Source organism: Cytobacillus eiseniae (assembly GCF_017874625.1).
Classification (GTDB): domain Bacteria; phylum Bacillota; class Bacilli; order Bacillales; family Cytobacillaceae; genus Cytobacillus; species Cytobacillus eiseniae.
In genome coordinates this window covers 38964-65899 of the sequence record NZ_JAGIKZ010000004.1, presented here as the reverse complement: position 1 = coordinate 65899, position 26936 = coordinate 38964, and the positions used below count along the sequence as shown (strand labels likewise).

The window sequence follows — 26936 nt, the reverse complement described above, 5'->3', positions numbered from 1 at the left end:
TGAATTGTCCACATTGCCACCATGTGATAAAAAAGTGAGGGGATATTAGTAAATGACATTTCGATAGCCTCTCTGAATAGAGGAACAAGAAACCTGATCATTTTGAAGCATGTATTCAGATGATTCAGTTTTTTTGCTGTGTAAAAGTTATATTCTAAAAATCCTTCTGATCTCAGCGCTAAGTCCTTCAAAAATGAAGGATTGTACCGCCTCATTATTTTTGTAAGTGGCATTATTACTAATATTTTTATCTTCAAAAAGATAAACGGTGACTTCTTTGTTATCTGGATTTACAATCCAGTACTCCTTCACACCACAAGACATATAAAGATCAAGCTTTTTAATCATGTCCTTTCTTCGTGTACTTTTTGATAGGACTTCTACAATAAGGGAGGGGACACCTTTATAATAATCATCTTCATTTAACTTTTCCTCTAGGTCACAAATAAACATAATATCGGGCTGAACGATATTAAAGCTCTCTGGCGATTTTTTAAGCTCGATATCATAGGGGGCAATCATTGGTGTACACTCTTTTCCTTGAAAGAAATGATAAAATATGACAAACAACTCGGTTAAAGCAATTTGATGAGCAGTTCTTGGCGAAGCGAGTAAATAGATTTCTCCATCAATATATTCATATCTTTCTTCGGATTCCTGATGCAATTGGAGAAACTCTTCAAAAGTTGCCTTTTTCCCGTCAGAGCTATACTCTGGTGCTTTTTCCCGAACTTGTTCCGCCATAGCAGAACGATTCGCTGTCGATGCATGCTTAGCTGAGGTTAGCTTGGCGATTTCTGTTCCGTTTCGTGTAATGATAATATCTTCTTGTGAGGCAAGCATTAAATACTTACCAAAATTATTTTGTAATTCAGTTGAGTTAATGATCATATCGACACCTCCAAATTAGCTAAGATAGCTATTTTAGCTAATTAAATTATAAGAATCTTCTAACTGGCTGTCAATATGTGAGGAAATTGACAAGTCATCCACTTGATTAAAAAATGACAAAGAAGCAGCTATCATACTCAATGCAGATAGGCTGCTTCTTTACTGGCAATATTCAGTAGGAAAATGCTCGCTTTTACTCAACTAAAAAATTTGCTTGTTTCAATGCAGCTTCTGCTTCGTCCAGTTTTTCTTTTGTTGCAGCTGAAATGGTATGTAGGTGAATTCCACCTGTAAGCTCAGATAAATAGGAGGCATTCGTTTTTTTGATTTTTTTCATAAATTGGCTAACTTCTTTTCGATTTGAAACCATGACGGATGCTGTCAAATCTCCATATACAGGATGCTCAATTCGTACATCCTTTACAGTGACTCCATAATCAACAAGAATATTAAGTTCTTCCTCTGTTTGCTCAGGAGAGTGGCTGCTTGCGATTGTTCGCTCGACCATCGGCAGATTTGCTCCACCTTGGGATAAATACATATAGCCTTGGCTAGTAGCTAAAATAGGTTCTCCCTTTGCTTTTAAAAGGGTAATATCTCCAACAATAATTTGTCTGCTTACATTGGCCATAGTAGCAAGCTCATTGCCAGTAATTGGTTCCCCCTTTTCCAATAAAAGCTGGAGGATCATTTCTCTTCGTTTTTCACCGAGCACCTTTCGCTGATTTTTCATTATATGAACTCCCTTACATCCTAATTATCATTTATTTTATCATATTTAAATGCTGAGTTTAACCGATTGTATGTACATGTTCAAAACCTTATATGCGGATGTATTTATGATTCTCAAAAGCCTATGATAGCCGTTCCTTAAACATATTTTTCATGATAAAAGCATAAGTTTTTATGTAAAGTATTAGCAATTTGCCTATTTCATCATACACTATATGGACTTATGACTAGTAGGAGGGATCAGAGTGAAGATCCATATCGTACAAAAAGGGGATACTCTTTGGAAGATCGCCAAAAAGTACGGCGTGAATTTTGAAGAGCTGAAAAAGATGAATACACAGCTCAGCAACCCTGATATGATTATGCCCGGTATGAAAATAAAAGTTCCTGGATCTGGGGGTTCAATTAAGAAGGAAGCTCCTATTGGGGGCATGCCGGATACCAAAATCAATATGGGTGCAAAAAAAGAAATGCCGAAAGCGGAACACCCTTTTGCCAAAGAAAAGCCGATTACATTACCTGTTGTCGAAGCGCCAAAAGTGCCGGTGAAGGAAGCGCCAAAAAAGGAAGCACCAAAAGTAACTGCACCACAGGTTGAAGCACCGAAAGAAGTACCAAAGAAGCCATTTATTCCGAAAATGCCAAAACCAATTATGCCGGAAATTGATATTAATAATTACTATATGCTAAATATGGCGAATCTTGGTGTGCAGCAGCCAGCTCCGCAATTGCCGCCAAAGCCAGTAAATCTTCTACCTGAAACAAAACCAATCGCTAAATCAAAACCAATTGCTGAAACAAAGCCAATTGCAGAAAAAAAACCAAAAGCTGTGAAAAAGGAAGTAGCAGCAGAAACAAATCAAGGGGGTAAAGAACAAACCATGAATCCATATTATCCAAAAAATTTATATCCTGCTTCTCCTGGTATGCCTTATCCGCAAGTGCAAGGAGCGGCTACAATGCCTATGCAGCAAATGCCTCATAATTACGGCTTGGCTGGAGTGGAAAGCCCAGGGTATGATGAATCACCATATTACTCAAATCATCAGCTTCCGCACCAAATGCCAGCACCTGTTATGGGTGTAGAAGATACTGGTCAGCATCAATTGCCACTTCAACCAACGTACACAGCTCCAGTTATGCAGCAGCAGCCGTTCTTTAACCCTTGTGTTCCGCTATATCCAATTTCACCAATTATGCCTGGGTCAGGATTTTGTGGACCCATCCCATATGGTCAAATGGCATATGGATATCCACAAATGGCGCCCCAAGTTCAAGGTGTAATGGATGAGTCACCTGGAATGGCACAAATGCCATTAATGCCAACAGGGCATCAAATGCCGTTAATGCCAATAGAAAATCAAATGCCATTAATGCCAACGCAAAATCAAATGCCATTAATGCCAACGCAAAATCAAATGCCGTTAATGCCAACACAAAGTCAAATGCCATTAATGCCGACTGAAGGAGTTAAAGGAGCAGAGGCAGATTGTGGCTGTGGAGGAGGAGCACCACAAATGGCTCCATATGGATATGGGCAAGGCTTCCCTCATGCAGGCCATGGTGCTTTCCCGTACGGTGCACCTTATGGGCATCAAATGGGTTATGGTCAGCCAATGCAAATGATGAATCCTTATGGATATGGGCCAATGGGAGGGCAAGCATTCGGCATGCCTCGTGGCTTTGATGAAAGCAGTGAATTTGACGTATAAAAATGGTGGAGACGATTTATTCCTAAATCGTCTCTTCGCCTATTTACAATATAAATTGACAGTTCAGATTGAGGATATTGTTCCAATTAGAAAGCGAGTATTCAAAGTAAAAACAGTAGATTTTGATTTTATCTTGAAAGGCTATTCTTCTTATCATCAGTTAATCGTTCAAGATGAATTTACTGCATCTTTAAAGAAAGAAGGGTTTTTACAAACATACAATTTTCATCCATTAATCGTGGAAGGACCTTTATTCATGGACCAATGGTATTTTGGCTGTCTTGAATATCTTCCTCCTTCTGAAAATGTTTTTTCCTTTCATAAGAAGCAGGATCGAATACAAGGTCTTGAATTGCTTGCAAAATTCCATGACGCCACTGAAGAAATAGCTGAGCAATCACGAATAAGAGTCCCTGTCTTTAATCAACTTGAAAAATGGCAAGAAAGAACTGCTATTTTTCTAAGTAATCTTCCTATTATTCGTTATTATGTTCAAAAGGAAATTATCAATGAATGGCTTATTTGGGCAGATTGGTCATTAAAGGGGCTGCATAAAGAAGACATTTTTGAAAAAGGGAGGCGTGTGATCCTTCACGGAGATGTTGCCCATCATAATTTTTTACGCGTAATGAATGAGGATCTTTACTTAATTGATTTTGATCTTATTAGCCTCGGACATCCACTTTCTGATTACCTTCAATATGCCAATCGCATCCTTCCATTTCTTAATTGGTCATTGGATGAATTGTCTAATCTTTGTGCGTTCGAGAAATACTTGGATGAAAAAGCATTTATTTATGCACTTGCATTTCCAACAGATATTTTCAGGGAGTGGAATCGTGCCATTATGGAAAAAACATACGTGCAACCAGAAAAAATAAAACAATTATTAAAAGCAACCGTTGCTCCATTTCAACAACGTCAAAATTTTTTCTACCAACTTCAACAGTTACAGGAAATCTAAGTCGAATCCTCCTTCGTTATTAATGATTCATTCAAGCATGAAAGCCCTCTATTTAGGCAAACTATATTTGAGCAACTCGCTCAAAATGGTTTCAATTGCGAAGGAGGGTAATCATTGAATAAAAAGCTTGCCGTACTTCCATTTGCAGCTTTTCTAACTTTGGGGCTGGCAGGATGTGGAGCAAATGATGAATCAGCTAGTCGAAATATCAACCAAACACAGCCGTTAGGTTATTACTCCAATGAAAATCATCAAAATCGTGGGGGAAATGCTCAACTCCTTGATGGTGCTGATAATGATGGCCCAGTAACTGAAATCATGGACCATTCACTAGGGGCAGAAGGCAAAAACAAATATGTTCGTGTACGAAATGATGGGACACAGGAACCACATCTTTTTAGCAGAGAAGATAAAAATTATCATGGACATCTCGGCAACAACGTACGCCCAGCTAGAAATTCCTACTATGAAGCATATAGCGGGGAGCTAGTCGAGAAAATTAATATGGCTGCAAATTCTGTGACGAATGTAAAAGATTCACAAACCGTTGTCAATGGAGAGCATGTGATCATTGCCGCAAGAATAAATGATGCGAATCGAACAGCACAAACGAAAGCAAGAATTCGTGAAGCTGTCTATCCGTATCTAAAAGGAAAAAATGTTAAAATTGTAACGGATGAGAGCACATATAATCGCCTAAGAAATATTGACAATGATCTTAGAGATGGCGGTCCAAAAGACCAGCTCTATTTAGATGTAAAAAATATGATTCATCAAATGACTGACTAAAATATAAGGTCCTTTTCAATTAGCAGCATTGATTGCGATAACAGCCAAATATAAAGAGGCAAAGCAAAGAAGCTTTGCCTCTTTTACTTTTTTGCGAAAATATTCGGATAAGCTTGGAAAAAATGGCTACAATAAATATTGAGAAAAAGATAATGTTCCATATCTATAATTGAGGTGATCAAATATGAGAACCAAATGGGTTTTTGCCATATTCGTATTTTTAGTCGCGATCCTATATATTCCATTACACAGTACATCTGCCTTTGAATCTGTTGCATTTGCAGAGGAGCCTCCACAACAAATGAATGTCATTTTAGAAAGAGTGTATGTGGATGGGGACATCAGTCAGGAATCTGTTATCGAATGGATAACGAAGGAAGAGCTATTGGAGAAATATGGAGAATGGCAGCTCGCAAGTATGGATGATGGGAAAATGATCTTTCGAATCGTAGTAGATGATATTTCTCCATTATTAAAAGCAAATGGATACTTTGGCATTACAGACGAAGGTGTCTTAACCATCTTTAATGGCCGACCACAGAAAGCAAATATTATCCAATCATTTTTTCAAATTGATTTAGGCCGCCTTGAAAGTAAGAAATGTGAGGAGTTAAAAAAGGGCATTCCCATTAAAACAAAGGAAAAATATGTCGAGGTGCTGGAAACCTTTAAAACCTATTCGAAATTTGATAAGCAAGCAAAATGACTTTATAAATACAAAAGCAGATGAATGAAAACAATTCGTTTTCACCCATCTGCTTTCTTTCATGGATCCATTATTTTATGGATGTAATTACATATTGGTCTGCTTGTAATTCGAGTTGATATGTATGATCTGCTGTTTTGATAGTTGCTTTCGTTTCATTTCCTTCAATTGTTACATCTTCCTGATTCGTTTCAAGGAATGAAGGAGTAAAATACGGCTCTTTTTTAATGATCATTTGATTTTCAGCCGTTTTTTCATCTGTAGCATAGTAAGAATACATATCCTTCGCTATTTCTTCACTATAGTAATTGGATAAAAAGGCAACTGTTTTTTCTTCCTCTGCAAAATTAGCATTGATGATTGGGGTTTCTCCATCTTCTGCAACTTCTTTATGGAATACTTCATTGACTTTTAATTCTGCTACTCGCACCGAGTTATATACTTTGGATTTGATTGAATCCGTTAACTCTGCAACCTTATCTTCAGTTTCAGCTGGTTCATCTTTTGAGTCTGTGCATCCTGCAACTGTAAAAAGGATTGAAAAAATGGTTAAAAACGCTAAAAACTTCTTCATTTCGTACCCTCCAATGATGTTTTGAAAACATCTGTAATTATAATTAGTCTTGATCCCTGTTTGCAACTGTTTTTTTCTTCGAACCTAAATTAAAGTATGGTACAATGAGGTATTGAAATTTAGAGGAGCGAGAATGTTGTTTGAATTTATTAAAGGACGAGTAGACTATATCGGTCCAGCATTTGTTGTAATCGAAGCGAATGGAGTTGGGTTCCAGATTTCTACGCCAAATCCATTTAGCTTTAAACAGGAAGTTGGACAAGTTGTGAAGATATATACGTATCATCATGTTAGGCAAGATTTCATGGCTTTATACGGTTTTCACTCTCGTGAAGAAAAAACGTTATTTATTAAACTATTAGATGTGACGGGAATCGGGCCGAAGGGTGCGTTAGCCATCCTTGCTGCTGGAGAGCCTGAGCAAGTCGTTCAAGCAATCGAAAATGAGGATGAAGCGTTTCTTGTTAAATTCCCTGGGGTAGGAAAGAAAACAGCGAGACAAATTATCCTTGATTTAAAAGGAAAGCTGCAAAACATTGTTCCGGATTTCTTTCCAAATTTATTCTCTGCTGATCAAATTCCCGATATGGATAGTGGGAAATTGCAGGAGTTTGAAGAAGCGATGCTCGCTTTACAAGCACTTGGCTATTCAGAAAAAGAAATAAAGAAAATTTCTCCAGCCCTTAAAAAGGAAAAGCTTACAACTGACCAGTACATAAAAAAAGCATTGCAAATGCTTTTGCGATAAATGAACAAGAATCGTTTACCAATAGGCGGTGAAAAGATAAATGGAAGAGCGGATCATTTCAGGTGAGGCTGACATTCAGGAAATATCTTTTGAACAGAGCTTACGGCCGCAAAATTTAAAACAATATATTGGACAGGACCAAGTGAAGAAAAACTTGGAAATTTTCATTCAGGCAGCAAAGCTTCGGCAGGAAACACTTGATCATGTCCTATTATATGGGCCTCCCGGTTTAGGAAAAACAACGTTAGCAGCAATTATTGCAAACGAGATGGGTGTCCAAATGCGTACGACTGCTGGGCCAGCCATTGAAAGACCAGGTGACTTGGCTGCTATTCTAACAGCATTGGAGCCAGGGGATGTCTTATTTATAGATGAAATTCATCGTCTGCCGAGAACCATTGAGGAAGTGCTATATCCTGCAATGGAGGATTTTTGCCTGGATATTGTGATAGGCAAAGGTCCAAGTGCTCGATCAGTGAGACTGGATCTTCCTCCATTTACATTAGTGGGAGCAACAACAAGGGCTGGTTCCTTGTCAGCACCATTAAGGGATCGATTTGGTGTGCTTAGTAGACTGGAATATTATACAGAAGCACAGCTAACAGATATTGTAATAAGAACAGCGGAAGTGTTAGATACGGAAATCGAAGACGATGCAGCTATTGAAGTGGCGAGAAGATCAAGGGGAACACCACGAATTGCTAACAGACTGTTAAGAAGAGTTAGAGATTTTGCCCAAGTGAAAGGAAATGGTCATATTCATAATGAGCTTGCGAATGAAGCATTAGAGCTTTTACAGGTTGACCGTTTAGGGCTTGATCATATTGACCATAAATTATTAATAGGGATTATCGAAAAGTTTCGTGGCGGGCCTGTAGGTCTCGAAACAATTGCAGCTACAATTGGGGAAGAAGCACACACGATTGAAGATGTTTACGAACCCTATTTATTGCAAATTGGTTTTCTTCAGCGTACGCCGAGGGGCAGAGTAGTAACAGATTTAGTATACAGACATTTTCAATTGGAAGTTCCGAAAATAGAATAATAATAATAAAGTTGGTGCAGTATGAAAGTTGATTTATTTGATTTCCATTTACCAGAGGAGTTAATTGCACAAACGCCACTACTCGAAAGAACGAGTAGCAAGCTAATGGTGCTAGATCGTAAAACGGGGAAAGTGGATCATGCCATTTTTAGGGAAGTAAAAGACTATTTGAAGGCTGGAGATTGTTTAGTCTTAAATGATACAAGAGTCCTTCCTGCAAGGCTTTTTGGTGAAAAAGAGGGAACTGGCGCAAAAATCGAAGTTCTTCTTTTAAAGCAACAGGAAGGCGATGTATGGGAAACACTTATTAAACCAGCAAAGCGTGTCAAAGTTGGTACACGAATTGTGTTCGGTGATGGGCTCTTAACGGCTGTATGTACAGGTACTGCTGATCATGGCGGTAGAGTATTGGCCTTCCAATATGAAGGGATTTTCTATGAGGTGCTTGAGCAATTAGGAGAGATGCCTTTGCCTCCCTATATTAAAGAGCAGTTAGATGATCAAGACCGTTATCAAACGGTATTTGCACGGGAGCGTGGCTCTGCAGCTGCACCGACAGCTGGGCTTCATTTTACAGAGGAATTGTTAGAAGAAATCAAAAGGATCGGTGTTCATATCGCATTCATCACCCTCCATGTTGGCCTTGGTACGTTTCGCCCTGTAAGTGTAGATGATATTAATGAGCATGAAATGCATTCTGAATTTTATCAAGTAACAGAAGGCACAGCAAGAGTACTTAATGAAGTTCGTGAAAATGGCGGGAGAATTATTTCAGTAGGGACAACTTCTACAAGAACACTTGAAACAATTGCGACGGCCAATAATGGCCGCTTTAAGGAGTCAAGTGGATGGACGGATATATTTATCTACCCAGGATATGAATTTAAAGCCATTGATGGCATGATCACAAATTTCCATCTGCCGAAATCCACTTTGATTATGCTTGTTAGTGCATTAGCAGGCAGGGAGAATGTGCTGAATGCCTACAATGAAGCTGTTGCACAAAGATATCGCTTCTTTAGCTTTGGAGATGCGATGCTTATTTTGTAAAAGTAAATGGGAAATTGATTGTTTGGAAGGAGAACTATTAAATTGACAGCAATTCGATATGAATTAATAAAAACTTGTAAGCAGACGGGGGCAAGACTTGGACGAGTCCACACACCACATGGTTCATTTGAGACACCTGTATTTATGCCTGTAGGAACACTTGCCACCGTAAAAACAATGTCACCTGAAGAGCTTGTGGAAATGGGTGCTGGCATTATTTTAAGTAATACGTATCATCTATGGCTTCGTCCTGGACATGAAATTGTGAAAGAAGCTGGCGGCTTACATAAATTCATGAATTGGGATCGGGCGATTTTGACCGATTCCGGTGGTTTCCAAGTATTTAGCTTAAGTGAATTCCGAAAAATTGAGGAAGAAGGCGTCCATTTCCGTAATCATTTAAACGGGGATAAGCTATTTTTATCACCAGAAAAAGCAATGGAAATTCAGAATGCATTAGGCTCAGATATAATGATGGCCTTTGATGAGTGCCCTCCATTTCCAGCTACTTATGAATATATGCAGAAATCGGTTGAGAGAACATCACGTTGGGCTGAGCGTTGTTTATCTGCTCATCAGCGTCCAAATGATCAAGGCCTATTTGGAATTGTTCAGGGTGGTGAATATGAAGAACTTCGGAAACAAAGTGCGAAAGATCTTGTCTCAATGGACTTCCCAGGCTATGCAGTTGGTGGGTTATCAGTAGGCGAACCAAAGGATATTATGAATCGGGTGCTTGAATTTACAACTCCATTGCTGCCATCTAATAAACCAAGATATTTAATGGGCGTTGGTTCTCCAGATTCATTAATTGATGGCGCAATTCGCGGGATTGATATGTTTGATTGCGTATTGCCAACTAGAATTGCTCGTAATGGCACATTAATGACAAGTGAAGGGCGTCTAGTCGTCAAAAATGCAAAATTTGCAAAAGATTTTGGACCGATTGACGAGAATTGTGATTGCTATACATGCAGAAATTATAGTCGAGCTTATATTCGTCATTTAATTCGCTGTGATGAAACATTCGGAATAAGACTTACTTCTTATCATAACCTCTATTTTCTGTTAAAATTAATGGAACAGGTCAGACAAGCAATCAGAGAAGATCGTCTAGGAGATTTTAGAGAAGAATTTTTCGAGAAATATGGCTTTAATAAGCCAAATGCGAAAAACTTCTAACTAGGGGATTATTCAAAAAATGATTATTTTGGGTAGCCGTTCATAGTGAAAGGAGGGGAAAATATATGGAAATGATTAGTACATTAGGACCACTATTATTAATGTTTGTTTTATTTTATTTCTTGCTTATTCGTCCACAGCAGAAGCGCCAAAAGGCAGTTCAGCAAATGCAGAATGAGTTGAAAAAGGGAGATAAGATTGTTACAATCGGAGGTCTCCATGGCTTTGTCGATGCAATTGATGAAGGGAAAGTAGTCATTAAGTGTGGAGATGGAAGTCGTCTTACATACGATCGTCAAGCAATACGTGAAGTAACTGAAGCATCTGCTGGAGATCTACTAGCAAAATCTTAAGTCGAAAAAAAAGCAGGATCTTAATAGATCCCGCTTTTTTTTTATATGCTCTTGTCAAAAAGTTTGTTGTTTTTAGATCAAATATTAGAATGAGTGGTTTACCAAATAGCTTGGTTGATTGGAGCGGAAGGTGAGAGACTCCTGTAGCGGAAATCAACCTTTACCAATTATGTGTAAAATAGCAACAAGGATTATTGTATTTACGCTGCTCTTGATTTATTCGTCATGTTCACACCTAAAATCCCACCCATCATTGCAGTAAGGATATAGCATACATGGTAAATAATCTGCTGCAAATTAAACAAGCTGTCATGACCTAAATATTGAAATAAAAAGATGATCAATGAATAGCTCAGTCCTGTTAATCCCCCAAGCATCCATCCCTTTTGTTTTCCTTTTCCACCAGAGACAAAGCCACCGATGAAAAGTGAAACAAATGAAACGGCAGTAACGACAAACTGAACAGATGATTCTTGAAGAGATGTAAATGTGAGTATAAGAGAAATAATAAGACTACAAACAATCGCAAGAACAAATACGATGATAAGCCCGAATAGGACCCCGCTGCCGATATTTTTTGAATCTTCTATTTTGCCCCTCCCCCTTCTATCTTTAAAGATGATCAGACGAATCGGATTGATTGACCGATTCCTTAGTACAAGCATATTCGCATAGAAAAAAAATAGAATAGAAATCTTCTAAAAGGTAAAAATATAAACTTTAGCCACTTCAAATCACAAAAGTAGCAACAAAAAGAAAATACATGTTTTCTTTCCTATTACTCATAATAAAGTGAATGATATTAAAAGGGGGAAGGGGAAATGGCGGAGTACGGGACGATTATTTTTCGGACCATTTTTTTATATATCATCATTATGGTTATCTTTCGTACAATGGGAAAGAAAGAGCTTGGTCAGCTAAGCACAGTTGATCTTGTTGTTTCAATTATGATTGCAGAAATGGCAGCATTGGCAATTGAGGACCCTAAGAGTAAATTATTTACAAATATCCTGCCGATGCTCATTTTGATGGTGATTCAGATGTCTTTTTCCTTTGCGACATTGAAAAGCAAGAAGCTCCGTGATCTTGTAGATGGAAAGCCTTCAATTATTATTAATAATGGGCAAATAGATGAAGAAGTAATGAAGAAGCATCGCTATAATTTTGATGATCTGCTTCTTCAATTGAGAGGGAAGGATATAAGGAATATTTCAGATGTTGAGTTTGCTATTTTAGAAACTACTGGTGAATTATCTGTTATAAAGAAGGAAAAGAAAAAGAAAGGAAAAATGACCGTCCCACTCATTTTGGATGGAATCATTCAAGAGGCAAATTTAATAGCAATTAATGAAACAAATTTCTGGCTTCGACAACAGTTAAGAAAAAGAGGATATACTGATATTCAAAATATCTCTTTTTGCAGCTTTGAGAATGGTCAATTTTACATCGATTTAAAGGATGAAAAAAAGTAGAAGAGACACTTAATCAAGACAGTGTCTCCCGCATTTTACTTGATTGCAAACTTTGCTAAAAACCTTCCAGCCCATGGAATTCTTTGTAATTCCTCTTTTTTTATTAATCCAAATAGGAGGCTAAGAATGGTATATATCAAAGATATAGCAATCGCTGTAACGATTACCTGAAGGAGGAGGGACATGCTCTGGCTTGTTTTTGTTAGTAAAACGGATCCTCCCCAGGCTGAAATCCCCATCACAAGAAATGTTTTTATATAGTCACGAACGTAAAAGGTGAAAGAAATCCGTTTCAAAATGGTGGCGAAATGAAGCAATGTGACTAAGACAAAACCAACGATAATGCCCATTGCCACGCCATTAATCCCAAATTCAGCTTGCCTTGCTAATAAAAAAATGATAGCTGTCTTCACAATTGCACCAATTAAGCTATTGATCATGGCAGCCCTTGCTAAGTTTAATGCTTGCAATGTTGCTTGAAGAGGTCCTTGGAAATAATGAAATAGGATGAATGGCGCCATTAGTTTTATAAACTGCGTTCCGCTGGAGGAATTGTACATCAGCTCCATTAATTCATTAGACAAAATATATAAAGTAACTGCGGCCAAGCCACCACTTAATAGGCAAAAGCGAAGTGCCTGCTGCAAACGATACTCAATTACGAGCATTTTGCCTTTTGAGTTTGCCTCACTTATCGCTGGCACAAGCGCAACTGAAAGTGAATTAGTGATGAAGGATGGCAGCATTAATAATGGCATGGCAAAACCAGTGAGAGCCCCATATTGTTTTGTCGCAGCAACAGCTGCTACTCCAGCAATCGCAAGACTATGCGCAACAACAATTGGTTCGAAAAACCAGGCAAGTGATCCAATCATTCTGCTTCCCGTAGTAGGTAGGGCAATGCTCATCAGTTCTTTAAATGTACTTTTACCTGTTTTTACAAATGTAAAAAATTGTTTTCGGACACGAAACTTTTTTTTCAACTTAAAGCTCATTAGTAAATAGATTAATGATGCCAATTCACCAATAACAGATGCAAACATCGCACCAGCAGCTGCATACTCAATCCCATATGGAAGAAATGCCTTCGTTAATGCAGCAATTAAAGTAATTCTGACAACTTGCTCAAGTACTTGCGAAAATGCTGCGGGTTTCATGTTCTGTTTTCCTTGAAAATAACCTCGAATGACAGAAGAGATCGCAACAATTGGAACGATTGGTGCAATGGCAAGCAATGGAAGATGTATACGTGGGTCGGTAAATAATGTTTCTGAAAGCAGTGGTGCGAGTAAGAGTAAGGCAGGAGTGAAAATAATCGAAAGTGAGATTGTCGTTGCAAGAGAGACAACTAAAATCTTCTTCACCTTAGAAGAGTCACCACGAGCTTCAGCCTCTGCTACGTTTTTGGATATCGCTACAGGCAATCCAAGCTGTGTAATTGTAATGACGAGCATTAAGGTTGGAAAAGCCATCATATATAATCCGACGCCCTCTTCCCCAATAAATCTTGCAATCACAATTCTGTTTATAAAGCCAAGCACCCTTATGACAAGTCCGGCTGCTAATAGAATCATTGTTCCTCTTAAAAACTTTGACATATGGCTCCCTGCCTTCTCAAAATAGGTGTAATCATATACAATTAACTATATGCAAGAACAAGGACAAACCATGACAAGCAAAAGATAATATTTTTACTAAATAGCTTTAATTGTAGAAAAGAAAATGGATGATACTTGATGTGAATGAGAAAGGGAGGTTTCAAGATGAGGGCAAGCCATGCATATGAGCAGTTTCGATTCGAGGTTCAACCTGCATTAACGAGCAAATTGGAGGAATTCACTTTATTAGGCTACGGACAAGTAAAGGAAAAGGAACTTTGGGAATATTTAATCATGAAAAAGTGGCGGAAAATTGAAGAAAATAAACGCATATCAAGTATTGTTGAAGATATTTTTTCAGTAAGAGTCGGTGACTATTTTAGCTTTGCAACGATAGAGGCTTTTAAGGGAGCAGAATTTGTATTCGATGATGAGAATGAACTTCGGGAGCTCTTAAAATAGTGGTGAATGTGAGGGAGAAAGGAAATAAGAGATTGTTCTGTTCCTTTTTCAATGATGGCTCTGTTATATTCACTGTTGATTTTTCATGTGTGTATGAGGACTTTTGCCCAGAAAACTGCAGAAGCAAAATATAAGCGGAATAATTCCGGTTAATGTAAAAAAGAAAGCTATAAAAGTGAAAACATTGTTAAATTAGAAAGGAAACTTATGAGTGAATGAGATATCCTGTTCCAAAGACTGCTGCTTTAATATGACGAGTCGCCCACTAAAAATTGGTTAAGGTAAAGTGGACAATCGTGTGCGAATAATAAGGTGATTTTTGTATTTGTCTTTACGATTCAGCTCTTAAAGGATGGGAATTGACAGCTTTTGCAAACTGTTTCATAATGAGAATATTGGAATTTCCGGTCGAAATATCATTTCTTCTTTTGGCAAGCTTAAATTACGCACAAGGGTTGATTTGACGCAACCGGTAATATGCTGGAGAAGTCTATAAATAGGCTTGGATTTGAGGAGGACACATACATAATGGTAAAACGTGGTCGCATAGTTGCATTCTTCCTTATTGTCGTATTAGTAGGGAGTTTGATTGGTGCAACAACGAATGGCATAACGAAAAATATTAAATTAGGGCTAGATCTTCAAGGTGGGTTTGAAGTTCTCTATGAGGTTTCTGCATTAGATGGTGGAAAGATTGATAAAGAGGCTTTGGCAAGCACGGCAAAAGCACTGGATAAACGGATAAATGTATTAGGTGTTAATGAACCAATTATCCAAATTGAAGGAGAAAACCGAATTCGTATTCAGCTTGCGGGCGTCACTGATCAAAATAAGGCTCGAGAGATGTTATCTACGGAAGCCAATCTTTCCTTCCGTGATGTAAATGACGTAAAAATGATGGATGGATCGGATCTAGCAGAAGGTGGAGCAAAACAAACCTTTGATGAAAATGGGAACCCAAGTGTTTCGCTTAAGCTAGTAAGTGCAAGCACATTTAAAGATGTAACTCAAAAAATTGTCAATATGGGTGTTCCTAATAATTTACTTGTTATTTGGCTTGATTTTGAAGAAGGCAATTCCTTTGCAGAAGAATCAGCGAAGGAAGATCCAGCTTATTTATCTGCACCACAAGTAAGTCAAGTATTTAACCAGGATTCAGTTTCAATCACTGGTAGATTTACGATTGAAGAAGCACAAACTTTAGCAGATTTATTAAATGCAGGTTCCCTGCCTGTGAACTTAGATGAAGTGTATTCCACTTCTGTTGGAGCTAGCTTTGGTGAGCAGGCACTGGAGAAAACAATCATCGGTGGAGCTGTAGGAATTGCACTGATCTTTTTATTCATGATTGTGTATTATCGTTTCCCAGGATTTATCGCAACGATTACATTATCTATTTATATTTTCATTATCCTTCTCGTATTTGACTGGATGAATGCCGTATTAACTCTTCCAGGTATTGCTGCTCTAATTCTTGGAGTTGGGATGGCTGTTGATGCGAATATCATTACCTTTGAGCGAATAAAAGAAGAAATGAAAGTTGGAAGAACGCTAAAGTCAGCCTTCCAAGCAGGTAGCAAAAATTCATTTGCGACCATTTTTGATGCGAACATTACAACCTTACTAGCAGCAGTTGTGCTATTTGCTTTTGGGACAAGCTCTGTAAAAGGGTTCGCAACAATGTTGATTCTTAGTATCCTTGTCAGCTTCTTGACAGCTGTCTACCTATCTAGACTATTGATGGGATTATGGGTAAACAGCAATATCTTTAATAAAAAACCAGGTTGGTTTGGTGTAAAGAAAGATGAAATTAAGAATATTGCTGAAAATTTTGAAGCACAAGATTTGCCAACAAGATTTGATCGAATTGATTTCGTTAAACATCGGAACAAATTCTTTATTTTTACAAGTGTAGCTATGGTTGTAGGGATTATTATTTTAGCTGTTTTCCGTTTGAATTTAGGTATTGACTTCTCAAGTGGTTCAAGAATTGAACTTCTGGCAAAGGATTCATTAACGAAAGAAGAAGTGAAAACAGAGCTTGCAGACTTTGGGATAGAAACCGAGGATATCGTAATCTCTGGAGATGACAAAAATATCGGTGTCGCAAGGACGAAGGATGTTCTTTCCAAAGACGAAGTGGCTGAGTTAAAAGCCCATTTCAATAAAGAATTTGGTTCAGAGCCAAATGTGAGTACAGTATCTCCGACAGTTGGGAAAGAGCTTGCAAAAAATGCAATCAAATCTTTAATTATTGCTGCCATCGGTATTATCATTTATGTAACAGTTCGTTTTGAATACCGAATGGCTATTCCAGCTGTATTAGCATTGTTGCATGATTCATTTTTCATCATTGCTATCTTTAGTATTACAAGGCTTGAAGTCGATATTACCTTTATCGCAGCAGTCCTAACGGTGGTAGGGTACTCGATTAATGATACAATCGTTACGTACGACCGTATGCGTGAAATTATGTATAAGAAAAAACGTTTGAAAACGCCTGAAGATATAGCAGAAGTTGTCAACAAAGGTCTTCGCCAAGTGATGGGACGTTCAATAAACACAATTATAACTGTTATAATTGCGATCCTAGGTTTATTGATCTTTGGTAGTGAGTCCATCCGCAACTTCTCGATTGCTTTACTTGTAGGTATAGTTGCTGGAACTTATTCTTCTATCTTCCTAGCTGCGCAAATTTGGTACGTATGGAAGTGTAAAGAACTTAAGGCAAAGGGCACAATTAAAACAGTAAAAGAAAAACGAAAAATGAGCGATGAACCACAAGTATAATTTAGGACGAAAAATAATATATTAAAATGAAGAAACCTCAGGAGCAATCTGAGGTTTCTTCATTTTAATTTGAAATAAATTCATTAAGGGGATCTTGAAGCTCCCTTTTTTCTTGAATGCTGCAATTATCAGTTGAACTAGGATAAACTATTTATACAATAGTGGAGGAAGGAAGTTTCGTATGAGCAATCAAGATCGATTTAAAAGGGCTGAGTTTGCGGCGATGCTCGGCATCATTATCAATATTCTTCTTGCAATTGTAAAATGGGGAATTGGCATCTATGCAGGAAGCCGTGCATTAGTTGCTGATGCTGTTCATTCAGCTTCAGATGTGGCTGGTTCTTTTGCTGTTTACTTAGGCCTTAAGGCGGCTAAGCAGCCTCCTGACGAAGACCATCCATACGGGCATGGGAAAGCAGAGTCGATTGCTGCAATTATCGTTGCTGTCCTCCTATTTTTTGTCGGAATTGAAATCGGAAAATCATCAGTTGAATCCTTTTTTCAGCCAATTGATGCACCGAAAACCATTGCAATTGTAGCAGTTATTCTCTCCATCGTTGTGAAGGAATTGCTTTTTCGCTATAAATATAAACTAGGAAAAGAATTGAATAGTGACGCACTTATTGTGAACGCCTATGAGCATCGATCAGATGTATACTCATCCATTGCCGCGTTAGCTGGAATTAGTTGTGCCATTATTGGCGGAAAGCTTGGGATTGAATGGCTAGAGTATGCAGACCCGGTTGCTGGATTAATTGTTTCACTAATGGTCATTAAAATGGCTTGGACACTAGGGAAAGAATCGATCCATAATACACTTGATCATGTGCTTCACGAAGAGGACACAATCGAATTGCGCCGTGTAGTCGAGGAATTTACTGAAGTAAAGCAAATTGATCAACTACATGCAAGAGAGCATGGACACTATGTCATCATTGACTTGAAAATATCAGTCGATCCCTATATGACAGTCGAAGATGGCCATCGTGTTGGTAAAAGAGTAAAAAAGAAATTATTAGAAATGAACAATGTCCAAAATGTTTTTGTTCATATTAACCCTTATAATGATGGGGAAAAAATAATCGAGTAGAAAATCCCATTTTTCTTTCATTGAAACAGAAGTTTCACTCCTGTATAATTAAAAAGTTGTGGGGTGAACATATGTTACATTCAAAAACACGTTGGATTGTTCGGAATCCAGATGCAGAAAAGGAAAATCAGCTTATTCAAGAATTAAATATCTCTCCACTTGTGGCTTCATTACTTGTAAATCGTGGATTAGAAACGGTGGAATCTGCTCAACAATTTTTATTCGATAAAAATGCAGATTTTCATGATCCCTTTTTACTAATGGGAATGGATACGGCAGTTTCTAGGATAAAAAAGGCCATTAAGCTGGAAGAACATATTTTAATATTTGGAGATTACGATGCCGATGGTGTAACAAGTACTTCAGTGATGATGAAGACGCTGAGAGAACTTGGTGCAAATGTTGATTTTTATATACCTAACAGGTTTACAGAAGGATATGGCCCTAATGTGCCTGCTTTTAAGCATGCTGCGGAAATAGGTGTTAGCTTAATCATTACCGTTGATACTGGAATTGCAGCAGTAAATGAAGCAAAAGCTGCAAGTGAGCTAGGAATTGATCTGATTATTACAGATCATCATGAACCAGGCCCTATCCTTCCAGAAGCAGTAGCCATTATTCATCCTAAACTAGAAAATAGCAACTACCCTTTTCGTGAATTAGCAGGAGTAGGGGTAGCATTTAAATTAGCTCATGCCTTATTAGGAAGGGTACCAGAGCATTTACTTGAATTAGCTGCTATTGGAACGATTGCAGACCTTGTGTCTTTAAAAGGTGAAAATCGTTTAATTGCAAAAAAAGGCATAAAGAAGCTCCAAGCAACAAGCAATGTTGGGTTGAAATCATTGTTAAAATTAGCAGGAGTGGAAACGAACACGATTAGTGAAGAAACGATTGGTTTCCTTATTGCCCCTCGGTTAAATGCTGCTGGACGCTTGGATAGTGCCGATCCTGCGGTTGACTTATTATTGACTGAAGATGTGGACGAGGCGGAAGCAATTGCTGAGGAAATTGATCAATTGAATAAAAATAGACAAGCCATTGTGAGTGAGATTGCAGAGCAGGCGATTCGTGAAGTAGAGGAAAAGTATCCAATCAGTGAAAATGCAGTACTTGTCATTGGAAAAGAAGGCTGGAATGCTGGTGTAATTGGAATTGTGGCTTCAAAGCTTGTAGAAAAATTTTATCGACCAGCAATTGTTCTTAGCTATGATTTAGAAAAAGGAATAGCGAAGGGCTCTGCAAGAAGTATTATTGGTTTTGATTTATTTAAAAATCTATCTGCTTGCAAAGAGATTTTGCCTCATTTCGGTGGCCATCCGATGGCAGCGGGAATGACATTGAGTCTTTCAGACGTGGACGACCTTCGCAATCGATTAAATATGGCTGCGAAAGAGCAATTAACTGAAGGGGATTTCATCCCGGTTACTCAATTGGATGGAGAAATTGCCTTATCGGAAATTCACCTTTCATCTCTTGAAGAAATGCAAATGCTTTCACCATATGGCATGGATAATCCGAAGCCGAAAATATTAATTAAAGATGCGAATATTAACGGAATGAGAAGGATTGGTTCAGAGCAGAACCATCTGAAGATGACGCTAGAAACGGATGGCTATTCCTTAGATGGAATCGGATTTGGGCTTGGTTCAGCTTATGAACAGATCTCCCCTTCTTCGAAAATATCGATCATTGGGGAACTATCAATAAATGAATGGAATAATATCCGAAAGCCGCAAATCTTTCTTCAGGATTTAGCCATTGATCGATGGCAGCTTTTTGATGTTAGAGGGGTAAAACGCCTCCAAAGTTTAGTAGATATTATTCCTGCTCAGACGAAGTGGATTGTATTTAATCAAGAAAATATCGAAAAGTTCCAAGCGTATTCAAAAGGCAATCATGTACTCATTTCTTCTATCGAAGAAGCGATTGCATTGGAGTTAAATAATAATCATGTGATTTTAGCAGATTTGCCATCGTCTAAAGAAATGTTAATCTCTTTGTTTTCTAAGAAAAATCCTGCAAGGGTGTATGCCCATTTTTATAAAGAGGACAGTGCTTACTTCAGTACTGTACCAACTCGAGATCATTTTAAATGGTTCTATGCTTTAGTAATGAAGAAAGGACCAATTGATTTAAAAAGGCAAGGAGAGGACATAGCTAAGTTTAAGGGATGGAGCAAAGAAGTAATTGACTATATGTCACAGGTGTTTTTTGAACTAGATTTTGTTAAAATAAACAATGGATTCATTTCAGTTAATCAAGTTACACAAAAACGTGATTTATCCGAATCAATTTCGTATAAAAAGAGACAAGCCCAGTATGCACTTGAAAGTGAGCTTGTATACTCTTCCTATCAACAGTTGAGTGAATGGTTTGACGAAGTGATCCAAGGTTCTGTGAAATTTGAGGAGGCAATGAAAGAATGGACTTAAAAAAATATGTTACGATTGTCCAAGATTGGCCAAAACCAGGCATTAAATTTAAAGATATTACAACATTAATGGATAATGGTGATGCATACAAATATGCAACAGACCAAATTGTAGAATATGCTAAGGAAAAAGAAATTGAACTTGTTGTTGGCCCAGAAGCCCGCGGCTTTATTATTGGCTGTCCTGTTGCCTATTCTCTTGGTGTTGGCTTTGCCCCTGTAAGGAAGGATGGAAAGCTTCCTCGTGAAACAATTAAAGTAGATTACGGTTTAGAATATGGGAAAGATGTTCTAACTATTCATAAGGATGCGATTAAACCGGGACAGCGAGTACTTATAACAGATGATTTACTTGCAACTGGAGGAACAATTGAAGCAACGATTAAATTAGTGGAAGATCTTGGTGGAGTCGTAGCTGGAATTGCCTTTCTAATTGAATTATCCTATTTAAATGGTCGTGAAAAGCTTGGAAAATATGATGTCCTTACATTAATGGAATTCTAATTTTCTACTAGAGCGCTATAATTGGCGCTCTTTTTTGCATATAAATAACAAAAAAACGTGCATCTGCAACAAATTTCGACATTCTTTGTGTTTTTCCTTAAAAATAACCTCCTAAGGCTTTACATCTTCGTTTTTTTTTTCGATAATAGTAACAATCATAATTATATTCATGAGGATGATGTGATTGAAGCATACCCTTATGGAGCTAAACAATAATCTTAATCAAAAGGCTCTTTTGTAAAAAATTGTTACTTTTGAATTCTATGTTAGAATGAATGGTTTACCAAATAAGTCGGTTGATTGGAGCGGAAGGTGCGAGATCCTCGAAAATGCTATCGCATTTCCTTCGTGCTGTGTGAATCCTAAGAAGCCTACTCAATGTCCTGCGGGATGCGTGGGACAGCTGAGACCCCACAGGAGCGAATGCTCCGAGGAGGCTCAGCGCCCACCCCGCGGAAAGGGAGCACACGTACGCGGAAATCAACCTTTACCAACAATTTTTCGAAAAAGAGCTTAGTCCAAAGAGAAACTTTTTAACTTATTCAATCAAACGGAGTCTCAGTAAAACAAATATTAGATAAAGGTGATCCCATGGCAAACGATCATGTTCTGACCGCTGAACAAGTCATCGACAGGACAAAAGTATATTTAAATGATGAGCATGCGGAACTAGTGAAAAAAGCATATGAATTCGCGAGGCATGCGCATCGTGAACAATATCGAAAATCGGGTGAACCTTATATCATCCATCCTATTCAAGTTGCTGGGATACTAGCAGATTTGGAGATGGATCCTTCAACGGTTGCAGCTGGTTTTCTACATGATGTTGTTGAGGATACAGATGTCACATTAGAAGATATTAAGGTTGCTTTCAATGAGGAAGTAGCAATGCTTGTTGATGGCGTGACAAAGCTCGGAAAAATTAAATATAAATCCAAAGAAGAACAGCAAGCAGAAAATCACCGAAAAATGTTTGTGGCAATGGCTCAGGATATTCGTGTGATTTTAATTAAACTAGCCGACCGACTTCATAATATGCGTACACTTAAGCATCTGCCAGCTGAAAAACAAAGACGGATTGCAAATGAAACGCTAGAAATTTTCGCCCCGCTAGCCCATCGATTAGGGATTTCTAAAATTAAATGGGAGCTTGAAGATACTGCTTTAAGATATTTAAATCCGCAGCAATATTATCGGATTGTTAATCTCATGAAAAAGAAGAGAGCAGAACGGGAGCAATATCTTGAAGATGTCATCGAGATGATGCGTGAGCGTATGGGTGAGGTATCGATTAAATCAGACATTTCTGGCCGACCGAAGCATATTTACAGCATCTATCGAAAAATGGCTTTACAAAATAAGCAGTTTAGTGAAATTTATGATTTACTAGCTGTCCGAATTGTCGTAAATAGCATTAAAGATTGTTATGCAGTGTTAGGGATTATTCATACTTGCTGGAAGCCAATGCCTGGACGTTTCAAAGATTATATCGCGATGCCAAAGCAAAATATGTATCAATCTCTTCATACAACAGTGATTGGACCAAAAGGGGATCCGCTGGAAGTACAGATAAGGACCTTTGATATGCATCGCATTGCGGAATTCGGGATTGCTGCTCACTGGGCTTATAAAGAGGGGAAAAAGGTGAATGAAGGCTCCTCGATAGAAGATAAGCTGACATGGTTCCGTGAGATTCTAGAGTTCCAAGATGATGCCGTGAATGCAGAAGAATTTATGGAATCCCTTAAAATTGACTTATTTTCTGATATGGTTTTTGTTTTCACCCCTAAAGGTGATGTCATCGAGCTGCCTTCAGGATCTGTACCAATTGACTTTGCTTACCGGATTCACTCAGAGATTGGCAATAAAACAATCGGAGCAAAAGTGAATGGGAAAATGGTGACCCTTGATTATAAGCTTGGAACGGGAGATATTATTGAAATATTAACGTCTAAGCATTCATATGGCCCAAGTAAAGATTGGCTAAAGCTTGCACAAACATCGCAGGCAAAAAATAAAATCAGAGCCTTTTTTAAAAAGCAATTGCGAGATGAGAATGTTGAAAAAGGCAGAGAACAGGTTGAAAAAGAAATCCGCAATATGGATTTTGATTTGAAGGAAATTTTAACAAATGAAAATATTAAAAGAGTCGTTGAAAAGTTCAATTTCATGAATGAGGAAGATATGTATGCTGCCGTCGGTTATAGCGGAGTCACGGCATTACAGGTCGCCAATCGATTAACAGAGAAATGGCGTAAGAAAAGAGATTTAGAGCAAACAGCTAACATTATTACAAATGCTGTATCGGAACTAAAGACCTTCCCTTCAACGAAAAAACGTGAATCAGGCGTTAGGGTAGCTGGAATTGATAATTTACTTATTCGCCTTTCCCGCTGTTGCAATCCAGTACCAGGCGATGAGATTGTTGGTTTCATTACAAAGGGGCGCGGGGTATCTGTCCACCGTGCAGACTGTACAAATATTGTTACGGACGATGCGAAAGCTAGATTAATTGCCGTCGAATGGGAAACAGCGTTAAATGATCGGAAAGAATACAGTGTTGAAATTGAAATTACTGGTTATGACAGACGGGGATTATTAAATGAGGTTCTCCAAGCAGTAAATGAAACAAAGACGAATATTTCTGCGGTTACAGGCCGCTCAGATCGCAATAAGGCAGCAACAATTAATATGACAATTGCTATTCAAAATGTTAGTCATTTACAGAAAGTCGTTGATCGCATTAAACAAATCCCAGATGTATATGCTGTCCGAAGAATTATGAATTGAGGAGTCATCTGTATGCGAATTGTTGTACAAAGAAGTAAGGAAGCAAGCGTGACTGTTGATCAGAAGATAGTTGGTCAGATTGTAAAGGGATTTGTATTGCTTGTTGGTGTTACACATGAAGATAGTGAAAAGGATGCTCAATTTTTAGCAGAGAAAATTGCTAATCTCCGAGTCTTTGAAGATGAAAATGGCAAAATGAATCGATCAATCCTTGAGGTCGGTGGAGATATTTTATCAATTTCGCAATTTACTTTATATGGAGATTGTCAAAAGGGACGGAGACCTAATTTCATGAATGCTGCTAGACCTGAGCATGCTGTGGAGATCTATCAAGTCTTTAATCAATTTCTTCAGGAAAAAGGTTTAAAGGTTGAGACAGGTAATTTTGGTGCTGAGATGTCCGTGCAGTTAATTAATGATGGCCCAGTCACATTAATTATCGATAGTAAATAAAATAAAAAAAGGCTAGACAGTTCTCGTGCGGAGTTGTCTAGCCTTTTTCAAATACGTTCATACCTGATTGTTATTTAAAATGCTTAACTAAGCCTTGCAGAATGCCGTTTGTCACGACTTCCTGAAATTGCTTTGTTGTCACAAGTATTTCTTCGGATGGATTACTTAAATAGCCGAGCTCCAAAAGGATGGCACGATTTTTGTTTTCCCTTAATACATAATAATCACCAAATCGATAATCCCTGTTTTTTAAACGAGATTGAGAAGCGATAGAAGAATGAACATCTGCCGCCAGCGCCTTTTGATAGGAATGATAATAATAAGTAGTCAATCCTCTTACACTGCGGTCATTGATGCTATCATAATGAATACTAATAAATGCGTCAGCGTTATGATAATGGGACGCATACACTCTAGAAGATAAGGGAATGTATGAATCGCTACTTCTTGTTAAAATCACATTTGCACCAGTTGCTTTTAATTTATCAGATAATAGCTGAGCCGTTTTTAAGGTTAATGACTTTTCATTGGTCCCACTTGCGCCAGTCGTGCCATTATCTCTGCCACCGTGACCAGGATCAATGACGATATTTTTATTTTTTAAATTGTTAGTTGAGCTTGATTTATCAATACTTGGAGCCGATCCATTAACAGATACAATCCATCCAGCAATAAAGCCTTTTCCACCATTTGAAAGCTGAATTTCATACCAATCATTTTGTACACTAATTACTTTAAATGCTTCTCCTTCATTTGCCCTTTGGACAACTGACGAGGAGGTATTCGCACTTTTTCTAATATTTGTCCCATCATGGAGGATCGTAACGGTGCTATCCTTAAGAACTTGCTTGCTCGATAGATTTCCATTTTGAGAAGATGTATCTAAATACCAGCTTGCAACCCATCCGTATGTATCTTTTTTAAATTCGATTTTCGCCCAATTATTTACTTCCTCTAATATCGTAAAGCTTTGCCCCTTCGTAACAGATCCAATGGATTTTCCGTTCAATGAACCAGTATTTCTAACGACTAAAGTAGTTGCTGTAACGGTTCCTTTGCCTTTTTTGTCTGACTGTGTTGAGACGTTTTCACTTTGTTTATTCGATTGATCTGGAGTCGAATCCGTCTGTACATATTGACTGCTAACCCATGCTTTTGTTCCTGAATAAGAGATTTCAGTCCATCCGTTACTTTGTGAAAGAATAGTGATCGTATCGCCAGCACTTAATTTTCCAATGATGGAGCCGTTAAGTGAAGGAGTAGAGCGAATATTTAAGACGTTGGAAGTAACTGTCCCGCTTGAACGAGTGTCCTCTAGATTCTTAGTAGCCGTATTTTTTAGTTGAACATAGTCGGTTGAAGCCCAGCCAACACCAAAAGATGTATCAAGCTGTACCCAATTTCCGTTAGTGGAAAGAACAGCAAAGCTGTCTCCCTTATTTGCCGTACCAATTACTTGATACTCTGTTCCTGGCCCTTTTCGTATTCTTAACCCATCATCCATAACGATAGCCTTATTGCTTGTGGATTGCGATTGTGTAGATGAATTGGTCGTCCCCTGTTTTTTAGAAACAAGCCAATTGGCTACCCAGCCCTTTTTCCCGTTATCGAGCTGAATTTCGATCCATTCTTGTTTTTCTGATAGAAATGGATACTCTTCTCCTTTTTGAGCTTTCTGAACAACAGGATAGCTTAAACCTGGCCCTTCCCGAATGTTTAAATGGTCTGTGCCTATCTTTACGGTTTCACTTGCCCCAATTGTTAATAGTGGCATTGGTCCTAATCCAATTAGGAGAATGAAGCAAATCAAACCAATGATTTTCTTTTTATTCATTCGCACACTCCTCTCATAGTTAGATAAGAAACTCATCTTTTTAGAAAACCAAAATTTCTTCAATGAGTCAAGTAATCATTGCAAAATTGGCCATTCTTATTAGTTCTCTTAAAGCAGTTAATTTCCTTCTACAAATTTTGCATAACAATTGGATTGTTTTATCACTTGTATGGAAACAATAAGAGGAATAAGAGAATGAGGGGGATGTACATGAGATTTAGTGATAAAGGGGTATCCACTCAATCAGGTGAAAATCAGTTATTTGGTGTAGATTTTCATGATTTCATCCAGAAGGAACAAGGATCAAATATGGTTGAATTGGCTACAGAATTTGGGTTGACTGTGAAGGACGTCAGGAAATTAAAAAAACATTTAGAACGATCTTAGGTAAAACCCTATTGACATCAGACTTGATGATACGTATTATTAAATAAATATTAATGAGTCGCTTAGATGAAGCACTACATGTCTAGCTTTCGAGCCAAAGATTATTGGGTAGAAATAAGGAATCTAAGCAATACGAATAACCGTTGATGAAGCAGAGTAATTAAACCCCACATGAAAAGAGAAGAAATGCCATAGGCTGAAAGCATTTCTACATGATGATTTAATGAATGAACACTTCGTAGGTTTCTCTCTGAAAGAAGCGTTGCTTTAAGTAGGAGCTGAACGTTAACAGGCGTTAACTGTAAAAGAGGAAGTTCGTCACAAGTGGCGACTTCAACTAGGGTGGCACCACGGGAATTTAAAGCTCTCGTCCCTT

The 26936-nt window shown here is 38.0% G+C and carries 24 protein-coding genes and 1 other annotated feature (1 of these 25 only partly in view); of the genes, 18 read left to right on the top strand and 6 right to left on the bottom strand.

The window, feature by feature from the left end; genetic code table 11:
- Nucleotides 1-147 precede the first annotated feature (147 nt).
- Together J2Z40_RS05520 and J2Z40_RS05515 are read right to left on the bottom strand one after the other, a co-directional pair.
- The gene (locus tag J2Z40_RS05520) at nt 148-891 is read right to left on the bottom strand and encodes a type II toxin-antitoxin system Phd/YefM family antitoxin (protein WP_066396341.1); all 744 of its coding nucleotides are present in this window, start codon (nt 889-891) and stop codon (nt 148-150) included.
- Between the two features lie 193 nt (nt 892-1084).
- Nucleotides 1085-1624 carry a transcription repressor NadR gene (locus J2Z40_RS05515; protein ID WP_066396339.1) on the bottom strand — a complete coding sequence of 180 codons (540 nt, stop codon included), beginning with the start codon at nt 1622-1624 and terminating at the stop codon, nt 1085-1087.
- Nucleotides 1625-1868: 244 nt separating this feature from the next.
- On the opposite strand from J2Z40_RS05515, the gene safA reads away from it, so the two are divergent.
- From safA to J2Z40_RS05495, 4 genes are all read left to right on the top strand, one after another.
- On the top strand, nt 1869-3335 hold the full coding sequence (gene safA, locus J2Z40_RS05510; protein WP_066396337.1) for a SafA/ExsA family spore coat assembly protein: 1467 nt from the start codon (nt 1869-1871) through the stop codon (nt 3333-3335).
- Entirely contained in the window at nt 3310-4299 is a 990-nt protein-coding gene (locus J2Z40_RS05505) for a phosphotransferase (RefSeq protein WP_066396334.1), read from the top strand. The genes safA and J2Z40_RS05505 overlap by 26 nt, the downstream gene beginning before the upstream one ends.
- A gap of 114 nt (nt 4300-4413) precedes the next feature.
- Nucleotides 4414-5088, top strand: a complete 675-nt coding sequence (locus J2Z40_RS05500; protein ID WP_066396332.1) for a YhcN/YlaJ family sporulation lipoprotein — start codon at nt 4414-4416, stop codon at nt 5086-5088.
- A gap of 184 nt (nt 5089-5272) precedes the next feature.
- Complete coding sequence (locus J2Z40_RS05495) at nt 5273-5794, top strand: BofC C-terminal domain-containing protein (protein ID WP_066396330.1); 522 nt, start codon at nt 5273-5275, stop codon at nt 5792-5794.
- Nucleotides 5795-5864: 70 nt separating this feature from the next.
- Here J2Z40_RS05495 and J2Z40_RS05490 read toward each other — a convergent pair whose 3' ends face one another.
- The gene (locus J2Z40_RS05490) at nt 5865-6368 is read right to left on the bottom strand and encodes an endonuclease (RefSeq protein ID WP_066396328.1); all 504 of its coding nucleotides are present in this window, start codon (nt 6366-6368) and stop codon (nt 5865-5867) included.
- A gap of 136 nt (nt 6369-6504) precedes the next feature.
- On the opposite strand from J2Z40_RS05490, the gene ruvA reads away from it, so the two are divergent.
- The 5 genes from ruvA to yajC all read left to right on the top strand — a co-directional run bounded on the left by ruvA (nt 6505) and on the right by yajC (nt 10746).
- Nucleotides 6505-7116: a Holliday junction branch migration protein RuvA gene (gene ruvA / locus J2Z40_RS05485; RefSeq protein ID WP_066399437.1), complete on the top strand. Its 612-nt coding sequence runs from the start codon at nt 6505-6507 to the stop codon at nt 7114-7116.
- Nucleotides 7117-7156: 40 nt separating this feature from the next.
- The gene (gene ruvB, locus J2Z40_RS05480; RefSeq protein ID WP_066396324.1) at nt 7157-8161 is read left to right on the top strand and encodes a Holliday junction branch migration DNA helicase RuvB; all 1005 of its coding nucleotides are present in this window, start codon (nt 7157-7159) and stop codon (nt 8159-8161) included.
- Between the two features lie 21 nt (nt 8162-8182).
- On the top strand, nt 8183-9211 hold the full coding sequence (queA, locus tag J2Z40_RS05475) for a tRNA preQ1(34) S-adenosylmethionine ribosyltransferase-isomerase QueA (protein ID WP_066396321.1): 1029 nt from the start codon (nt 8183-8185) through the stop codon (nt 9209-9211).
- A 42-nt stretch (nt 9212-9253) separates the two neighbouring features.
- Complete coding sequence (tgt, locus tag J2Z40_RS05470) at nt 9254-10393, top strand: tRNA guanosine(34) transglycosylase Tgt (protein WP_066396319.1); 1140 nt, start codon at nt 9254-9256, stop codon at nt 10391-10393.
- A gap of 65 nt (nt 10394-10458) precedes the next feature.
- Complete coding sequence (yajC, locus tag J2Z40_RS05465) at nt 10459-10746, top strand: preprotein translocase subunit YajC (protein ID WP_066396317.1); 288 nt, start codon at nt 10459-10461, stop codon at nt 10744-10746.
- A 200-nt stretch (nt 10747-10946) separates the two neighbouring features.
- Here yajC and J2Z40_RS05460 read toward each other — a convergent pair whose 3' ends face one another.
- Complete coding sequence (locus J2Z40_RS05460) at nt 10947-11336, bottom strand: TIGR04086 family membrane protein (RefSeq protein ID WP_066399435.1); 390 nt, start codon at nt 11334-11336, stop codon at nt 10947-10949.
- A gap of 231 nt (nt 11337-11567) precedes the next feature.
- On the opposite strand from J2Z40_RS05460, the gene J2Z40_RS05455 reads away from it, so the two are divergent.
- On the top strand, nt 11568-12218 hold the full coding sequence (locus tag J2Z40_RS05455; protein WP_066396316.1) for a DUF421 domain-containing protein: 651 nt from the start codon (nt 11568-11570) through the stop codon (nt 12216-12218).
- Between the two features lie 35 nt (nt 12219-12253).
- Here J2Z40_RS05455 and spoVB read toward each other — a convergent pair whose 3' ends face one another.
- A complete protein-coding gene (spoVB, locus tag J2Z40_RS05450; RefSeq protein ID WP_066396315.1) occupies nt 12254-13816 on the bottom strand; it encodes a stage V sporulation protein B in 1563 nt (520 codons plus the stop codon).
- 165 nt (nt 13817-13981) lie between these two features.
- Between spoVB and J2Z40_RS05445 the strand changes: the two genes are divergently transcribed.
- The 7 genes from J2Z40_RS05445 (at nt 13982) to dtd (ending at nt 24339) form a co-directional block, all read left to right on the top strand.
- Complete coding sequence (locus tag J2Z40_RS05445; protein ID WP_066396313.1) at nt 13982-14278, top strand: post-transcriptional regulator; 297 nt, start codon at nt 13982-13984, stop codon at nt 14276-14278.
- A 528-nt stretch (nt 14279-14806) separates the two neighbouring features.
- On the top strand, nt 14807-17068 hold the full coding sequence (gene secDF / locus J2Z40_RS05440; RefSeq protein ID WP_066396311.1) for a protein translocase subunit SecDF: 2262 nt from the start codon (nt 14807-14809) through the stop codon (nt 17066-17068).
- Between the two features lie 181 nt (nt 17069-17249).
- Nucleotides 17250-18158: a cation diffusion facilitator family transporter gene (locus tag J2Z40_RS05435; RefSeq protein WP_066396309.1), complete on the top strand. Its 909-nt coding sequence runs from the start codon at nt 17250-17252 to the stop codon at nt 18156-18158.
- 71 nt (nt 18159-18229) lie between these two features.
- The gene (gene recJ, locus J2Z40_RS05430) at nt 18230-20593 is read left to right on the top strand and encodes a single-stranded-DNA-specific exonuclease RecJ (RefSeq protein ID WP_066396307.1); all 2364 of its coding nucleotides are present in this window, start codon (nt 18230-18232) and stop codon (nt 20591-20593) included.
- Nucleotides 20584-21096, top strand: a complete 513-nt coding sequence (locus tag J2Z40_RS05425; RefSeq protein ID WP_066396305.1) for an adenine phosphoribosyltransferase — start codon at nt 20584-20586, stop codon at nt 21094-21096. Before recJ ends, J2Z40_RS05425 begins: the two co-directional genes overlap by 10 nt.
- Before the next feature lie 591 nt (nt 21097-21687).
- Nucleotides 21688-23886 carry a RelA/SpoT family protein gene (locus J2Z40_RS05420; RefSeq protein WP_066396302.1) on the top strand — a complete coding sequence of 733 codons (2199 nt, stop codon included), beginning with the start codon at nt 21688-21690 and terminating at the stop codon, nt 23884-23886.
- 12 nt (nt 23887-23898) lie between these two features.
- Complete coding sequence (gene dtd / locus J2Z40_RS05415) at nt 23899-24339, top strand: D-aminoacyl-tRNA deacylase (RefSeq protein WP_066396300.1); 441 nt, start codon at nt 23899-23901, stop codon at nt 24337-24339.
- A gap of 70 nt (nt 24340-24409) precedes the next feature.
- Here dtd and J2Z40_RS05410 read toward each other — a convergent pair whose 3' ends face one another.
- Nucleotides 24410-26173, bottom strand: coding sequence for an N-acetylmuramoyl-L-alanine amidase family protein (locus J2Z40_RS05410; RefSeq protein ID WP_066396299.1), 1764 nt, complete (start codon nt 26171-26173; stop codon nt 24410-24412).
- Nucleotides 26174-26383: 210 nt separating this feature from the next.
- On the opposite strand from J2Z40_RS05410, the gene J2Z40_RS05405 reads away from it, so the two are divergent.
- The gene (locus tag J2Z40_RS05405) at nt 26384-26560 is read left to right on the top strand and encodes a hypothetical protein (protein ID WP_162840492.1); all 177 of its coding nucleotides are present in this window, start codon (nt 26384-26386) and stop codon (nt 26558-26560) included.
- A 134-nt stretch (nt 26561-26694) separates the two neighbouring features.
- Nucleotides 26695-26936, top strand: a binding site (T-box leader) (it continues 2 nt past the right edge of the window).

What these genes read in the sequence shown, in the direction of transcription:
- J2Z40_RS05490 (WP_066396328.1), bottom strand. Translation starts at nt 6,368, where the DNA reads ATGAAGAAGTTTTTAGCGTTTTTAACCATTTTTTCAATCCTTTTTACA.
- ruvB (WP_066396324.1), top strand. Translation starts at nt 7,157, where the DNA reads ATGGAAGAGCGGATCATTTCAGGTGAGGCTGACATTCAGGAAATATCT.
- J2Z40_RS05445 (WP_066396313.1), top strand. Translation starts at nt 13,982, where the DNA reads ATGAGGGCAAGCCATGCATATGAGCAGTTTCGATTCGAGGTTCAACCT.
- J2Z40_RS05495 (WP_066396330.1), top strand. Translation starts at nt 5,273, where the DNA reads ATGAGAACCAAATGGGTTTTTGCCATATTCGTATTTTTAGTCGCGATC.
- J2Z40_RS05455 (WP_066396316.1), top strand. Translation starts at nt 11,568, where the DNA reads ATGGCGGAGTACGGGACGATTATTTTTCGGACCATTTTTTTATATATC.
- J2Z40_RS05435 (WP_066396309.1), top strand. Translation starts at nt 17,250, where the DNA reads ATGAGCAATCAAGATCGATTTAAAAGGGCTGAGTTTGCGGCGATGCTC.
- dtd (WP_066396300.1), top strand. Translation starts at nt 23,899, where the DNA reads ATGCGAATTGTTGTACAAAGAAGTAAGGAAGCAAGCGTGACTGTTGAT.
- J2Z40_RS05405 (WP_162840492.1), top strand. Translation starts at nt 26,384, where the DNA reads ATGAGATTTAGTGATAAAGGGGTATCCACTCAATCAGGTGAAAATCAG.
- J2Z40_RS05425 (WP_066396305.1), top strand. Translation starts at nt 20,584, where the DNA reads ATGGACTTAAAAAAATATGTTACGATTGTCCAAGATTGGCCAAAACCA.
- queA (WP_066396321.1), top strand. Translation starts at nt 8,183, where the DNA reads ATGAAAGTTGATTTATTTGATTTCCATTTACCAGAGGAGTTAATTGCA.
- J2Z40_RS05515 (WP_066396339.1), bottom strand. Translation starts at nt 1,624, where the DNA reads ATGAAAAATCAGCGAAAGGTGCTCGGTGAAAAACGAAGAGAAATGATC.
- J2Z40_RS05520 (WP_066396341.1), bottom strand. Translation starts at nt 891, where the DNA reads ATGATCATTAACTCAACTGAATTACAAAATAATTTTGGTAAGTATTTA.
- recJ (WP_066396307.1), top strand. Translation starts at nt 18,230, where the DNA reads ATGTTACATTCAAAAACACGTTGGATTGTTCGGAATCCAGATGCAGAA.
- J2Z40_RS05420 (WP_066396302.1), top strand. Translation starts at nt 21,688, where the DNA reads ATGGCAAACGATCATGTTCTGACCGCTGAACAAGTCATCGACAGGACA.
- J2Z40_RS05410 (WP_066396299.1), bottom strand. Translation starts at nt 26,173, where the DNA reads ATGAATAAAAAGAAAATCATTGGTTTGATTTGCTTCATTCTCCTAATT.
- secDF (WP_066396311.1), top strand. Translation starts at nt 14,807, where the DNA reads ATGGTAAAACGTGGTCGCATAGTTGCATTCTTCCTTATTGTCGTATTA.
- yajC (WP_066396317.1), top strand. Translation starts at nt 10,459, where the DNA reads ATGGAAATGATTAGTACATTAGGACCACTATTATTAATGTTTGTTTTA.
- J2Z40_RS05505 (WP_066396334.1), top strand. Translation starts at nt 3,310, where the DNA reads ATGAAAGCAGTGAATTTGACGTATAAAAATGGTGGAGACGATTTATTC.
- spoVB (WP_066396315.1), bottom strand. Translation starts at nt 13,816, where the DNA reads ATGTCAAAGTTTTTAAGAGGAACAATGATTCTATTAGCAGCCGGACTT.